Origin of the sequence: Alkalihalobacillus alcalophilus ATCC 27647 = CGMCC 1.3604 (assembly GCF_000292245.2) — a bacterium.
Taxonomy (GTDB): Bacteria; Bacillota; Bacilli; order Bacillales; family Bacillaceae_D; genus Alkalihalobacillus; species Alkalihalobacillus alcalophilus.
Genome location: NZ_ALPT02000099.1, coordinates 1 through 13,720, shown reverse-complemented (window position 1 = coordinate 13,720; position 13,720 = coordinate 1). Strand labels below are relative to the sequence as shown.

The following is a 13,720-nucleotide window of genomic DNA, read 5'->3' as shown; positions in this document are numbered from 1 at the left end:
TTTGGACATGTATTGACTATTTCAATCCACGCACCCATATAGAGTGCGACACGCTTAGAAGTGGCGACAGGGGCGTCGAAGTAACATTTCAATCCACGCACCCATATAGAGTGCGACCCGATAAAATCGTGGACGAAGCTATCACCGAAACATTTCAATCCACGCACCCATATAGAGTGCGACGTGGTAGCGTATGTCTGATTTCAACGGCTTTCTACATTTCAATCCACGCACCCATATAGAGTGCGACTCCGCTTAATAAAACTTTACCCGGTGGGGCAGTATTTCAATCCACGCACCCATATAGAGTGCGACAAAACAGTATAAGTGTCCCAAGGCAAGCTAAAAGATTTCAATCCACGCACCCATATAGAGTGCGACAGCGGAAGTTTTGAAGCTAGATACATCAACACTTCAAGCACCTTTAAGTGCGAACCTCTGCAGTTAAACGTTAATCATTCTAAAAAAGACACTCAAAATAGTTAATTTCTATCTATATTTAACTATTAAACTGCGTCATACAAGCGTTTTTGTTAAAATACTTAAACAGTGCGAATCTCCCAGGGATTTTATGAGAGCTTCCGGTTCGCACCGACCAGTTTTTTAAGGATACATGATTATGCAACAAGATTCTTTTTTTCCATTACTCATCGATAGTTTTCATAATTTTTTTAAGAGCACGGCACAAACGGTTCAGAAATAAGTCTCTAATTTCCTGCCACTTCATATCTCATCCCGCTCTTTTCTTTTATTATAAGCTACAGTTGTTTACATATCATCTCTAACATTGAAACTGGAGTAAATAGGACAGAAACACTTAGTAGTAGAAGAAATTATGGTTTTATCACAACTTCTCCTCGCTTACCTCACTCTTTTTGGCAAAGCTATTTTTTCTTGATAAGGGACAAATTGATTTAATTCATCATCAATATATTTAATCCCCTCCAAGTTCAATGTATCATCCTCTACTGTAAAGCGTGTGATTTGAATTTCATTGGGGTAATCCGTTAATTGCTCCTTTTCCATGGAATGAATATTAATTGAATAGACATTCCCACCTACACTAATTGTCCCCATACCATAACCAATGATGGCTAGTACATGGTCATCGTCCAACCAAGAAGCGAATTTAGGAACTTGCTTATCCCCCTCTGCTTTAAATAAAGATAGCTCATGTCCTGTTTTTAAATCATATAAATAAAGGTTTCCTGTACATTCCCATTCTAGAGGAGTAATATAAATAGCTTTTGTCTTCTCTTTTGAAAAAAGAGGTTTTGAAGGTGAATCATTCGCTATTATGGTTTTCTTCCCATTTGGGTCTACTTGAAAAATGACTTGTTCCGTTTCATCGTAATGTAATTCATACATTTTATTCAGCTCCTTCTGTAGTTAGTCTACCTGTTAAAAGAATGTCTTTCGCTTCAGGAAATTGATGTAACATGCTTTCTATGTCCACTAGTGTAATAATACCAATCTTGAATGGATTGCTCTTATCTAACCTATCAATATAATCGATTTGACTTGCAGTTGGATTTAAGGGAACAACAAGTATCCAAAAGTCGGGATAGTGCTGTTTTGCTGTATTTATTTCATTGATAATGTTTGTGCTTGTTGGAAATTTAGAATACTTTTTACATTGAAAAATCCATCTTCTTTCATATCCTAACCTGACATATCCATCTTCTTCAATCAACGTAATTGTTACATAGCTTTCTATGTTTTCATTAGCCTTTAACCCTTGACTCTTAGTCTTGGATTTTAAACTCATCAACCATCGCTACCGATACACCAAATACCGTAGTAGTTTATCAATTGGTCCTTGGATTTGCTTTTTTTCTAAGACAACTGCTAGCCCTAAAGCCCCGCTCCAGATCAATACGGCGATTGCCGCTCCTCCAGTGGCAGTTAAAGTCATACCGAGATTTAAGAAGGCCGGAGATAGGATAAACACGAGCATTGTTTCGTTAAAAATATAGAAGGTCAATGATCGTTTTCCTAATGCTGTAAGAGCTCTCGATATTCCTCCAGGGTGTTTGAGCACGACCGCAATGACACCAAATAGGGCCGCATACCCAAATCCTCCGGCAAATCCAGTCATCATATGACATGCGTAAATTAGACCGGCGATATAAGGAGTTGGTTCCCACAGCTGCAAGCCATAAGTTGCTAATGGAAGAGCACCTACAATGGAAATAGATACTCCTATAATCGATATCCAAACTAATTTTTTCAGATGCTGATGTGGTTTCGTCAATAATTCGTTCCGTGCTGCCCACATTCCCACCATAACAGGGATAAGTACGGGGAACATCAAATGAACGAAAACAAGCATGATTGGAAAGTTCACGAAACTGGCAAACATTCTAACGAAATAAGTGTGATTGGAAGAAATCTCATTTCCTAATGTCAATCCCCCCATCTCATGAGCAATGAACATCCATCCTAATGGCAACCAGATGAGAAAAAATACACTTACTACTACTAACACTTTAAAAAGGGCCCGATTTCCTCGTAACAGCAACCATCCTAGTAGTAAACTAGCTATGCCGTATGGTGCAAGAATATCATCACCGCCTACAATGACCTCAAGTACAAATCCAAACAATATTAAAAAGTATGCACGACGGCGTTGCAAACGTTTTGCTTCTTTTATAGTTGTCCCTTTGTCTAGCTGTCGTTGAAGGACCAACATCATTCCATAGCCGAACAATGCTGCAAACATAGGGCGAGCACGGTTTTCAACGAACAAATGGCTAATAAAATTGATCATTTTGTCACTTGCATTCGTGCTGAGTGGTTGCGACATGATGCCAGGTTCTACGCCGTACAAGTATAATGGTGCGTGAGCCAAGACGATAAGAAGGAGCATAAATCCCCTAGCAATATCGAGTGCTGTGGCTCGTTTTTTCGTGGTTAACGTTCTAGATACGGATATCTTTTGGTTTGAATGATTATTTTCTTTGTCTTTCAACTAGCTGACCTCCCTTCTACAATAAGTGCCCCACTGTATATAAACGGATGTGGCACCTAGGCAGTATTCAAATAGAGTAGATTTCCTACTCCTCTTTATACATATCTTTTAATGTATTCGAACCAATTGCCCCACCAACCATTAAAATAAGGGGACCAAAATTCCAGATAAAGGAGCCACCGAGAAGTGGAATATTTATGGCGGTAAAATAGTTTAAAGCTAAGGAGACAATTTTGAAAAGGAAAAAGGCAGCTCCCATCAACCAAAACATATCAAATAGAAATTTCAGTTTAGGATGTGCTAATTGTCTACTATCTTGAATCACTTTTTCTTTTAAATCCTCATCACTTCTCAAAAGTTCGTCTATGGTAACACCGAATAAATCACTCACTTTAATGATAATTTCGATACTAGGATAATTCTGACCATTTTCCCATTTTGAAACAGATTGTCGGCTGACAAATAGTTGCTCTGCTAACTCCTCTTGTGACCATCCCTTTTTCTGCCTTTCATTTTTAAGTTTCTCAGCAAATATCATTTTTTATCACCTTTTCTCAGTTGTTCTAGCCTTTAACTTATTGCTATGTTGCCACAAATATTACTGAAATGGCCGTAAAAAGTAAAGCTAACATTGGTTGCGACGACCGCAACCTCTAGTTGCAATCAACATTTCTCCATTTGAAGTAATGTTTTATATCGTTTTATCAAAAAAGAAAGGAGTACTGGTCTAGTTTAAGAACACCGCTTCACAAAGCCACTTAAATCTTTTACTGCACCGTATTGAGTCTGCTACTCAGGACTGTTTGTAGAAGACTTCCCTTAGTCAGACAACCTAAAAAAGACCACTTAACCTGAAAGTGGTCTTTTCCTGAAGGTAAATTAATAGGTCGACTTGTAATTTCTAAACGTCTGTCCTCTCCATAAAATGGCAAGAGCAATCATTAATCCAACAATAGAAAAGGAAAAAATGATTAATTGAATATCAAATCCTCTCGAAACGAGTAAAGTTACACTTGCATAGGCAAGCGGATCAAACCCGTTCATTGCTAAGAAGACAATACTCATGACCCTCCCCATAATACGGGGATCCGTATCTTCTTGTGCTGAAGTGAAAAATGGGATGGCCACAAATGTCATAGTAAATCCTATTAAGAACGCTAATGCTGTCAAAATATACAAATTAGGAATTTGACTAAACGCTATAGCTACGATTAATGTTGCAATTAATCCAGCAATCGAGGTTAATCCCCTCCGGCGTATTTTGACCACACCGATTATGACTGTACTTACTAGCATCCCAACCCCTAAAGCAGCTTCGATGTAACTAAGATTAATAGGTGTCCCTCCATACGTCTCCACTAAAATCGGGATGGCAATGGATATCGCTCCAAAGGCAAAGAAGTTTAACGTAATTAAAATAAGAATACCTGTCATTAAAAATTTACTTGCTTTTACATAGGAAAACCCTTCGATGAGATCTTTAAGCGGTGTTTGTTTAATTGTATTGTCTACGGGACCTTCTTTTAAGAAAGGTGGAAACATAAAAAAGGCAGACAAAAGAACAATAATAGCCGAAACTAAATAACCAGTTGTTACGCCAGCGAATTCCATAACACTCCCAGCTATAATAGGTCCAATAACAAAACCAATCTGACCCAATCCCTGAATAACGGCATTAGCTTGTTTGATTTGGTTTTTCTGTACTATTTTTGGGATTAAGGATGTCCCAGCTGGTCCAGAAAAAGCATCTAATGTTCCAAAAAAGAATCCCAAAATAATCAGGTATCCAAATGTTAATTGATTTGTATTGTTCAATAAAAATATGATAACTAGTAGAACTCCTTGGATTGAACTCGTACTGAACATAATCGTCGTCTTCTTGAATTTATCCGCGAGAACCCCACCAAAAGCCATCATGAGAATACGTGGCACAGTAATGGCAATAAGTATAAGGCCCAATGAACTAGCAGAACCTAAATCAGAAATGACAAACCAAGTTGTTGTCATAAAAAACATACTAAAACCAATAATCGCTAAAAAACCACCAATAAATAGAAATATAAAAGGGCGATTTCGAAATAATGATTGTTGTTCCATACATAACCTTCCTCTCAAACTTAATATAGAACCAATCATAGATTATGACGTTATGTCGTAAGCAAGCTTTTGTTTTTTTAGCTTAAATATATTATTAAAACGATTTGATTGCGACCTTACGTAACAGTATATAATTCAGTAACGAGGGAGGTCTTAATGTGGAAGTAACAATTGGTCAGTTTGCAAAATTAGTAGGTTCAACGGTAAGAACACTACGGTACTACGATAAAATCGGGTTACTTACTCCGAAAAATTTGAATAAAAATGGTCGAAAAGTATATACACGATTAGACTGGGAACTGTTTCAGCAAATCATGATTTTAAAACATTTTGGTCTATCTTTAATTGAAATAAAAGAACAAATGACTAGTCAGAAGTTAAAAAATCGAGAGTTATTGTTAGTACAGAAGCAGTTAATTGAAAAAAAACAAGCGGAATTAAATGATAAGTTAGAAGTAATTACGAGAATGGAACGGCTGTACAACATTGAAGGGATTTCTGAGGAAGAATTAGATGAATTTGCTTTTATTATTCTTGATTTATTTAGGCGGGAAAAATCACTAATCCAAGTATGGGAAGAACATTTTATAGCTGACAAGCAGCTCATGAAAGAAATAAAGTTGCTTCATGATCCTGAATATAAGGAGAAAATGGATAGAGAAACATGGCATTTAATTCAAGCGATTAGACATGCTATTCAATCTAATGATCCAACAAGCCGAAAAAAAGTACGAGAAATTCTAACAAAAATGGATAACCTATTTCCAGCGAGTAAAAGCTTTTTAAACCTTACTGATGATAATAATTTTATTTCCAAGCACAATCATGAGTTTAATAATTATTTCCCTGAAGACATCGCTAGATATATTTATAAGGAAATGAAAGCGTATTATGATGATAAAGAAAATAGTAGAGGTAAAGATAATCATAAGTAAAATAAAACGGGTAACTGAAAAGTAGATGACTCTCAAAAAAGGCGTTCGTAAATCATGAGAGATATTGGTAATTTGTTGTTTTAGTTCTTTCTCTCTCTTTTGCGTGTGCTGCTGATCTTGCTTAAATAAATGAATGAAATGGTTATTTTTACAAATAAATTCAGATTAAGCTTTTACTATTTTACCTTCATTCAAATTCATCACGTGTCTTTAGATAACATTATCGTTCTGTATGAATTTCTACTGTTTTTTACTAAATATATCGCTTCAGTTTGTTTGCTGAAAGCCAATCCTCTCAATATCTTGGTATTAACTGGATAATAAGAACCGTTGCTTTAATCAAAATTAAGCAACAGAAAGGAGTGATGTCTCGAGGTAATCGGGGGGAATGGTTCTGATTGATCTTTTGAGGATAGTAAATAGCTCCTCCTCACACAAAAAGTTGACATATTTTTGTTCAACTCTTACTCCCTTTTGTTTAACCGTAATAATCTACAACCTCTCCCTCTCAATTCATCAGAAAATTGATAATAAAAAAGAAAAAACCACATCAACATTTAAGTATATGGTCACATATATTGTCTATTTAATTTTCACCTGGGAAAAGGACGGCTAAAATAACAACATCCTTATCTATTAGCTTGTAAAGTCCTTTTTGGATAGTGACCTTAATAACTCTGTCGTAGTCATGCCTTTTCCATTTTCGTACTGCTCCATGCTTTCCTTTAACATACGTTTGAGCTCAGGATTTTTTTCAGCCTCAGCTTTTATCGATTGTTCATCATCTTCTTGAAGAACAAGGGTAAACTTCCCTTTTCCAGGAATAGAAAACTGAAATACAGAATTCTCACTATTCATACTAGAGATATACTTCATTAACTCTTCGGAAGAAAGGATTTTCGCCATAGTTATCACCACCATTATGATCCTTTTCTCTTAATAATACCATTTCGATTAATTGAGAACAAAGACATCGTTAAAGGATTTCAACACAATTCTCTACAAACCAAAAAATTACCCCTGAATTACTTCATAAGGTAAGAGCGTAATAGAATTTCCGTACACCACATATGTAAAAGTTAACCCAATATAGTCAATACTTCATGATCAGTGGAGCTTACCTAATTGACCAAAACTCATTCTAACTTAACATTCATTGACACTTTCCCAACAAAACGTAAAAACAAAAATTGGCTGGAATAGGTCCACACCCATGCCAGCCTATTTACTGCTTAATATATACTCACTACCCCTTTGAGAGTGATGACATCATTCTACTGTCCCTGACCTTCAGCATCTTCCCAAAAGTTATCGAGTAATGTACGCACTTCATCTGTTGACTTTGTGCTCATCAATTGATTTCTTAATGCACTTGCCCCTCGAAACCCTTTGACATAGATCTTAAAAAAGCGATGAAGAGCTGTAAATGGTCGTAGCTCTAAATCTTTTGAGTATTTATCATAGAGATCAAGATGTAATCTTAACAGATCAAGCAATTCCTCACTGCTGTGCTCTTTCGGCTCTTTTTCAAAAGCAAATGGATTTTGAAAAATACCTCGCCCAATCATAACGCCATCCACACCATATTCCTTAACGAGCTTCAAACCCGCTTCACGGTCAAGTATATCGCCATTAATGGTCAAAAGTGTATCTGGTGCCACACGGTCACGAAGTTCCTTAATTTCCGGAATCAGCTCCCAATGAGCATCTACTTGGCTCATTTCCTTTCTTGTGCGCAGATGAATAGAAAGATTGGCGATGTCTTGTTTCAATATATGTGTAAGCCATTCGCGCCACTCGTCTACCTCCGTAAATCCAAGCCTTGTCTTTACACTGACAGGCAATCCTCCCGCTTTCGCTGCTTGTATGATATCTGCAGCGACTTCCGGACGGAGGATCAAACCGCTTCCCTTCCCTTTGGATGCGACATTAGGGACAGGACAGCCCATATTGATATCAATACCTCTAAACCCAAGTTCCGCCATACCAATACTCATTTGCCGAAAATATTCAGGCTTATCCCCCCATATATGGGCAACCATTGGCTGTTCATCTTCCGTAAAAGTCAAACGCCCACGCACACTTTGGCTCCCCTCTGGGTGACAAAAACTCTCCGTGTTTGCAAACTCTGTAAAAAACACATCAGGTCTACCAGCTTTACTCACAACATGGCGAAAAACAACATCCGTCACATCTTCCATTGGTGCAAGTACAAAAAACGGCCGTGGTAAATCCCGCCAAAAATTATCTATCAATTCAAACTCAAATCCTCTCATTTATGAATATAACGTCAAACTAACGTATCAAAGTTATAAGGCAAAATGGTCGTGCTCTTTTACACTTATACCATGGTTTATAACTTGTTATCAAATACTATAATTAACAATTATAATTCATGAGAAAGGTATTGTAAAAAGCGGTAATGGTTATTATTTGGTTACATTTTCAATTTAGCCTTAGCAACTGCCTTACAATGGTTTGAGTTTGAGTACTGACAAATTATTTTAGGGGGGTTAATCTAATTATTACTTATGATATGGTTCTTCTAATGAAGACTATTTACGGATTCTTTTTGAAAAGGAGATTGAGCAAAGGGAGGAGCGAAAAGTGAACCTTTTATTAAAGCAAGCGACTCTTTCTAAGATGAGCGGAGTCCCTTTTAATTGGAAATATATTGTCCTAACGCCACAATTAACGCGGCCTTATTTACTAGAAGGATTATTCTTGGAGAAGCAGGAGAACTTAATTTTTTATGGTGGAGTAGGTACAGGTAAAACCTATTTATCTTCCCTTATTTCGTTACAGTTGATTCAACAAAGAAGGTTATCGGTCAAGTTTTATACGGTAGCGACGCTGGTGAACAAACTACTAGAGGCTCATGAAAAAGGGACATTAAGCAAGGTATTTAAGCAAATGGAGAAATTGGATTTACTCGTCTTAGACGAGCTAGGTTATATCCCTTTACACAAACAAGGGGCGGAGTTATTATTTCAAGTCATTTCATTGTGTTATGAGAAAACGACCATTATCATAACGAGTAATTTGACGTTTTGGGAGTGGAATCATTTTTTTGGAAACCCAATTTTAACGGAAGCCGTTATCGATCGTCTCATCCATCACTCTCATTTAGTCGTCTTTAACGGGGAAAGTCACCGTTATAAGGAATCGATGATACATCAATAAAAAGGATTGGCAAGTGGTTACATATTTAATTGTCGTTTTATACATTTCTCACTTGCCAAATACAGGCATTTATATTGATGTTGCTTTATCAAAACGAGACTTAATGCCATTCCTTCTTCGATTTACTATTTGGTTAACTAAAAGTAGTAACCTTGTTCATTTAATTATATAGAACTTCTTTTCACTAACCTCAAGTGATTGAACATTTGGATCTTTCCCATCATTAATTAACTGCTTAGTCACTTTTGCTTTTTTCCAAATGTCCTCAACTTCATTTGGTTTTCGAACTAGACTGACATTAAGCAATAAAGTGGGTTGTTCATTATCATCCATCCAGAGTAAAGCAGCTTTACCTTGCCTATTCTTTATCATCTTCATTTTTAACCCCCGTCCCCAACGGCGAAGATTATCTACTTTCTTTATAACATTAAAATTAAAATATGAAATACGTTCTTCTCCTTCACTAAATGTATAGTAATCATTACAACCCTCACAATTTAATTCTAATGCGTATTCCTCTTCATTTTCAGCAGAAGGGTTCCTGAAAAAACGAAATTGATAAGGTACATTACAATTATTACACTTTAAAACTGCTAAACAAGCCTCTTCAAGAATACCTATAGCATAATCTAGTACCTCTTCTCTTTCTTTCTCGTCTGTTATTTCATCTCTAACGTATCTAATGAAAGTTTTAAAAACAGAAAACACTTTCCTTTCAGAAACTAACAACTTCACGCCTCCCAAAAAATCACAATCTTTAAATTTCTTATTTTTCAAACCATTTCTCCTATATTCAAATTTAGTAAGTCCACATCTGTAATATCAAGTATTAACCAAATAAAATACTTTAAACTATGAAACTACTAAAACTTGAATATTTAACTAAACCTATAGGAAGATACAATTTTATTTAAAGATCAAACTCCTTTTGTAACATTGCAATTAACCCTTCTGCCGTTTCTTTATCAAACTGAATCGATTGGCTGACGCTTCCTTTAAATTCTCTCGTTTTAGTACCATACGTATCAATCTGTAAATATTTCTTACGTCCATTATTGAAAGTAGAATACGACCATGTAACCTCATCATGAATTCGATTCCTCTTCTTTAATTTAACCTCTACTAAGGTATTAAAACCTCAAATCTCTACAATCCAAAGAACTCGGATACTTTATCAAGAGTATACTGACTATTTAACTTAAACGCGGCGTTCTGATTAGCCTTTAACCCTTTTTCTTTAAACGCCTTTTCTATTGGGACCGTTTTTATCCATTCCACTTTTACGACGTACTCACAATTATCTAAGTCCTCTTTATCGTTTAAGATATCAGGATCATGAAGCTCTAATTCTTCCATTCCTTTTTCAGTCCCATTAACATGGAACGTTACCCCTTTTATCGGTTGAGGGGTTTCAATAACTTTCCCAATTCCTATGTACCCAACACCTGGCATCATACAAAAAACTCTTGCTCCCACAAATAACGAATTTAAGGTTCGTGAATACCATTTTCCGCCACCTGCTGAAACAAATCCATATTTTACGGTATCTTTCCAACTTCTTTTCGTTCCGGCATCTAAAAAATTAACAACAAAGTCCTGCTTATTCCATTTCTCCTTCTTCTGTTTTACTTCTTTATTGCTTAATTTCTGTTCAACATTGTGAGGAGCTAATAACCAGCTTCTCGTAATAAACTATTGTCCTTCCTCTTCAAAATAACGAAAGAAAACGGCATTAATCGGAAAATCAAAATTAGTAGAGAGATAGTTGATAATCCTTTCCGTCTCGCTATCTAAATAAGAGGATACAATCACCATTTGATGTGAATCATTTAATTTTTCTGGAAGTGATTGCTCAAATTTTTGGGCAAATGCTTTTTCTAAATGCTCTTTATTCTTGTCTGCCTAAATGTCTAATACAAAGGATAAGTTTTGTACCCAGGAGGCATAATCAAGAGTTTGTGCCACTACTTCCCTTGGAGTTCGCTCTTTCTTCAACTCAATAATATGGATATTACCTTCCTCATCCATCGCCAGCATATCAATAAACTTCCCGAAGTCGGTTTGTATTTGCCTTCAATAAGTAATAAATCTTCTGAAACAATCGAGAGATCTTCAACTGAAATATCTTCCAGTTTTCTTTCTGATTCAATAGCTAAAAAGGTTACTTTTTTAATCCCATCATTAATCTTCCAGACTCCTACTTCAATCGGCATTAAATCTCCTCCAAATACAAATTCTTAGGTTATTTCTTTACAAATGCTCGCCTCTCCGCATATTCCAAACATTGTAAACACACATTAATCACTCTCATTTGATTATTGAGATATTTGGTATAACTTGATTTTTTCCTTTTGCCAAAATAACAACGCTTGTTTACTTTTGATTTGAACCAATTAAGCATGCTTGAAATCGACTCCTCTTTAAAACTCTATCTAGTTTGTATACTTATATTGCAACCTATCAATTTAGTTGTTAGTAGAGTACATTTCTCTGCACTTCTTATCCTAATTCCATAAAATCAACCATTGATCTAAACACTTTCGAAGGTGTTTCCTTTAACTCACTTAAAGCTATTCCTTTATGATGTTTGTCCTTTTTAAAGTATAACGTGTTCTCTTCTTTTAAAACTTCAACCGTAATATTTTTAAAGTGGAATGCTTCGATCGTATTAGCTCTGTCTAGTTCGTTTGAATCCAATTCTACTTTTATTCGATCAGATACTCTTCTTAACATTCTCCAAACCGTCGTTTCTTCTTTTGATTTCATAAATAATTCCGGTAGCTCGGTTGCTTCTTTTAGTTGTGATAGAGTGGTCATCATACTTCCCGCTATCCCATAGTTCACTGGTTTTATGACTTGTTTTAAATTAATTCAGGAATCCACCAATATCTTTACTTTGTTTTGTATAACATTCATATCATTTAACAAGCCATAACAAACGACTCCATTCTACTACTTGTTGTCAAAGTGTTAACCAATAGAAAACCGTCAAGGATTTTGAAAATGAAAAAGCCTAATCCTCCTTATTTTTACCGAAGAATTAGGCTTATGGTCTCCCACAATTAGCCCAATTGTGGAATATCATTTTCTATTGAATGGTATCGTTGTACTGCGGAGCAAATAGTTCTCGTGTTTTTCGTCGCTGAATCAAGATTAACACCATAAACAACGAAAAGACGCATTATAAAATAAGTGCGCCCGATTACGGAAGATCTTTATTAATATTTTATTGAAGAAAGGCGATCAATTATAGAATATCATTACTTAATCCTTATTAGTGTAATACCACAGTTACTTGAATTAGTAAAGATTTGGTTTAATCACCTTTACATATTATCCATATAACACTATTTTTTACCAGAAAAAATTTTAAACTCTTCATATATGTCATGTGTTAACTTCGATAGAGGCCGCTTATCCCAACTTTCCTTATCATTATTACTCATAAATATTGAATTAATTACTTCATTTTTTGACTGAAACAAATCAGGGAATTGCTCTAACAATTCATCAATTCTACTATCATTATATATAACTGCATTCCTAATAATATCCCTAACATAATCTTTATGCTTTTTATATAATAACTCTATTTTCAAGTATTGCTTTAAATTTTCAACCTTATGTTTTTGCTTTTCATCTTTACATATCAACTTTATATCAAAACTGTTACTTGCCCCTGTCCAGTAAAAAAAATCATTATTAATAGGACTTGTTTGGAAAACAACACCACTCCCGAATTCATCCTCATAAGGATAATACAAATCATGCTCGTAAGTATTTAAATCATGCTTTTTAGAATTACAAATACTGCAACTAGGTATCAAGTTATACAAAGAAACCGACAAATAAGAAAAACGACTCTTGGGAAAAAAATGGTCAAATTGAGGTCGAATCCCTTCGTTTGCTAAAGTAAATGTATACTGCCTGTTACAGTATGGGCAAACTCTAACATTTATTTTTTCCAGAAGTGCTTTTGACCAGACTCTATTGGTGAAATTTATATATAACCTATCAAACTTATCCTTTTTTTCCAATGAGATCTCACCAATAGTTTTAATGATTTCAATTAAATCACTTTTGTTTCCAATTATTAACTTTTTAGTTTTTTTCATCGATGCTTCCGGATTCATCAGAAAAGTAGTCATGTAATTTTTTATATTTTGATATTCCATTTATATCTTCAATAATGGATTTAATCCTTCTTTTATTATCTTTAAAGTGTTCTGTTTGAATTAATTCCTTAATATTGTCATCAATTTCAATCTTTATCATTTTGTTTTGCCTCCAATTCATTTACATGTATTTGGAGTTTTTCTATTTGTTTCATTAAAACTTCAATTGTGTCAGAAATCCTTCTAGGTTCTTCATATTTTTTTAGCTGCCCTTTCAGTTTTAAGTTTTCATTATATAGGTCAGTATAGTTTAATAGAAATTTGTCATTAAACATTTTCATAATTCTGCTTTGTATCAATGGCTCACCGATAGAATTAATAATATATAACCACTCATTTCTTTGTTCTTCAGTCACATC

15 protein-coding genes, 2 pseudogenes and 1 CRISPR repeat array are annotated in these 13,720 nt (G+C 35.1%); of the genes and pseudogenes, 3 read left to right on the top strand and 14 right to left on the bottom strand.

Going from position 1 to position 13,720, the window contains the following annotated elements; all coding sequences use genetic code 11:
- Positions 1–18 precede the first annotated feature (18 nt).
- A CRISPR array of direct repeats spans positions 19–381; the repeat unit is 32 nt; unit sequence ATTTCAATCCACGCACCCATATAGAGTGCGAC.
- Between the two features lie 480 nt (positions 382–861).
- From BALCAV_RS18590 to BALCAV_RS18570, 5 genes are all read right to left on the bottom strand, one after another.
- On the bottom strand, positions 862–1,368 hold the full coding sequence (locus BALCAV_RS18590; protein ID WP_003321943.1) for a DUF4652 domain-containing protein: 507 nt from the start codon (positions 1,366–1,368) through the stop codon (positions 862–864).
- Between the two features lies 1 nt (position 1,369).
- Complete coding sequence (locus tag BALCAV_RS18585; RefSeq protein WP_003321944.1) at positions 1,370–1,768, bottom strand: hypothetical protein; 399 nt, start codon at positions 1,766–1,768, stop codon at positions 1,370–1,372.
- Between the two features lie 9 nt (positions 1,769–1,777).
- On the bottom strand, positions 1,778–2,971 hold the full coding sequence (locus BALCAV_RS18580) for a DUF418 domain-containing protein (RefSeq protein ID WP_003321945.1): 1,194 nt from the start codon (positions 2,969–2,971) through the stop codon (positions 1,778–1,780).
- Positions 2,972–3,056: 85 nt separating this feature from the next.
- Positions 3,057–3,509, bottom strand: coding sequence for a helix-turn-helix domain-containing protein (locus BALCAV_RS18575; protein ID WP_003321946.1), 453 nt, complete (start codon positions 3,507–3,509; stop codon positions 3,057–3,059).
- 341 nt (positions 3,510–3,850) lie between these two features.
- Entirely contained in the window at positions 3,851–5,068 is a 1,218-nt protein-coding gene (locus BALCAV_RS18570; protein WP_040324228.1) for an MFS transporter, read from the bottom strand.
- Between the two features lie 158 nt (positions 5,069–5,226).
- Here BALCAV_RS18570 and BALCAV_RS18565 point away from each other — a divergent pair, with 158 nt between their 5' ends.
- Positions 5,227–6,003 (top strand): MerR family transcriptional regulator, encoded by a 777-nt coding sequence (locus BALCAV_RS18565; RefSeq protein WP_040324227.1) that lies wholly within the window; start codon positions 5,227–5,229, stop codon positions 6,001–6,003.
- 636 nt (positions 6,004–6,639) lie between these two features.
- Here BALCAV_RS18565 and BALCAV_RS18560 read toward each other — a convergent pair.
- Positions 6,640–6,909 (bottom strand): hypothetical protein, encoded by a 270-nt coding sequence (locus BALCAV_RS18560; RefSeq protein ID WP_003324845.1) that lies wholly within the window; start codon positions 6,907–6,909, stop codon positions 6,640–6,642.
- A gap of 368 nt (positions 6,910–7,277) precedes the next feature.
- Entirely contained in the window at positions 7,278–8,279 is a 1,002-nt protein-coding gene (locus BALCAV_RS18555; RefSeq protein ID WP_040324226.1) for a tRNA dihydrouridine synthase, read from the bottom strand.
- A 265-nt stretch (positions 8,280–8,544) separates the two neighbouring features.
- On the opposite strand from BALCAV_RS18555, the pseudogene istB reads away from it, so the two are divergent.
- Both istB and BALCAV_RS22450 read left to right on the top strand, forming a co-directional pair.
- Positions 8,545–9,186 (top strand): annotated as a pseudogene (gene istB, locus BALCAV_RS18550) (IS21-like element helper ATPase IstB); the annotation flags it as partial.
- A gap of 13 nt (positions 9,187–9,199) precedes the next feature.
- Complete coding sequence (locus BALCAV_RS22450) at positions 9,200–9,358, top strand: hypothetical protein (protein WP_160173439.1); 159 nt, start codon at positions 9,200–9,202, stop codon at positions 9,356–9,358.
- Here BALCAV_RS22450 and BALCAV_RS18545 read toward each other — a convergent pair.
- From BALCAV_RS18545 to BALCAV_RS18525, 7 genes and pseudogenes are all read right to left on the bottom strand, one after another.
- Positions 9,343–9,963 carry a hypothetical protein gene (locus BALCAV_RS18545; protein WP_003322247.1) on the bottom strand — a complete coding sequence of 207 codons (621 nt, stop codon included), beginning with the start codon at positions 9,961–9,963 and terminating at the stop codon, positions 9,343–9,345. The genes BALCAV_RS22450 and BALCAV_RS18545 overlap by 16 nt on opposite strands.
- 369 nt (positions 9,964–10,332) lie before the next feature.
- Positions 10,333–10,641: a hypothetical protein gene (locus BALCAV_RS22595; RefSeq protein WP_200880904.1), complete on the bottom strand. Its 309-nt coding sequence runs from the start codon at positions 10,639–10,641 to the stop codon at positions 10,333–10,335.
- 536 nt (positions 10,642–11,177) lie between these two features.
- Positions 11,178–11,399 (bottom strand): hypothetical protein, encoded by a 222-nt coding sequence (locus tag BALCAV_RS22590; protein ID WP_003322246.1) that lies wholly within the window; start codon positions 11,397–11,399, stop codon positions 11,178–11,180.
- A gap of 286 nt (positions 11,400–11,685) precedes the next feature.
- The gene (locus tag BALCAV_RS18535; protein WP_136446079.1) at positions 11,686–12,003 is read right to left on the bottom strand and encodes a hypothetical protein; all 318 of its coding nucleotides are present in this window, start codon (positions 12,001–12,003) and stop codon (positions 11,686–11,688) included.
- Positions 12,004–12,533: 530 nt separating this feature from the next.
- A complete protein-coding gene (locus tag BALCAV_RS18530) occupies positions 12,534–13,301 on the bottom strand; it encodes an HNH endonuclease (RefSeq protein ID WP_040324225.1) in 768 nt (255 codons plus the stop codon).
- The gene (locus tag BALCAV_RS22895; protein WP_235213147.1) at positions 13,288–13,461 is read right to left on the bottom strand and encodes a hypothetical protein; all 174 of its coding nucleotides are present in this window, start codon (positions 13,459–13,461) and stop codon (positions 13,288–13,290) included. Before BALCAV_RS22895 ends, BALCAV_RS18530 begins: the two co-directional genes overlap by 14 nt.
- Positions 13,448–13,720 (bottom strand): annotated as a pseudogene (locus BALCAV_RS18525) (AAA family ATPase); the annotation flags it as partial. The pseudogene BALCAV_RS18525 and the gene BALCAV_RS22895, both read right to left, overlap by 14 nt.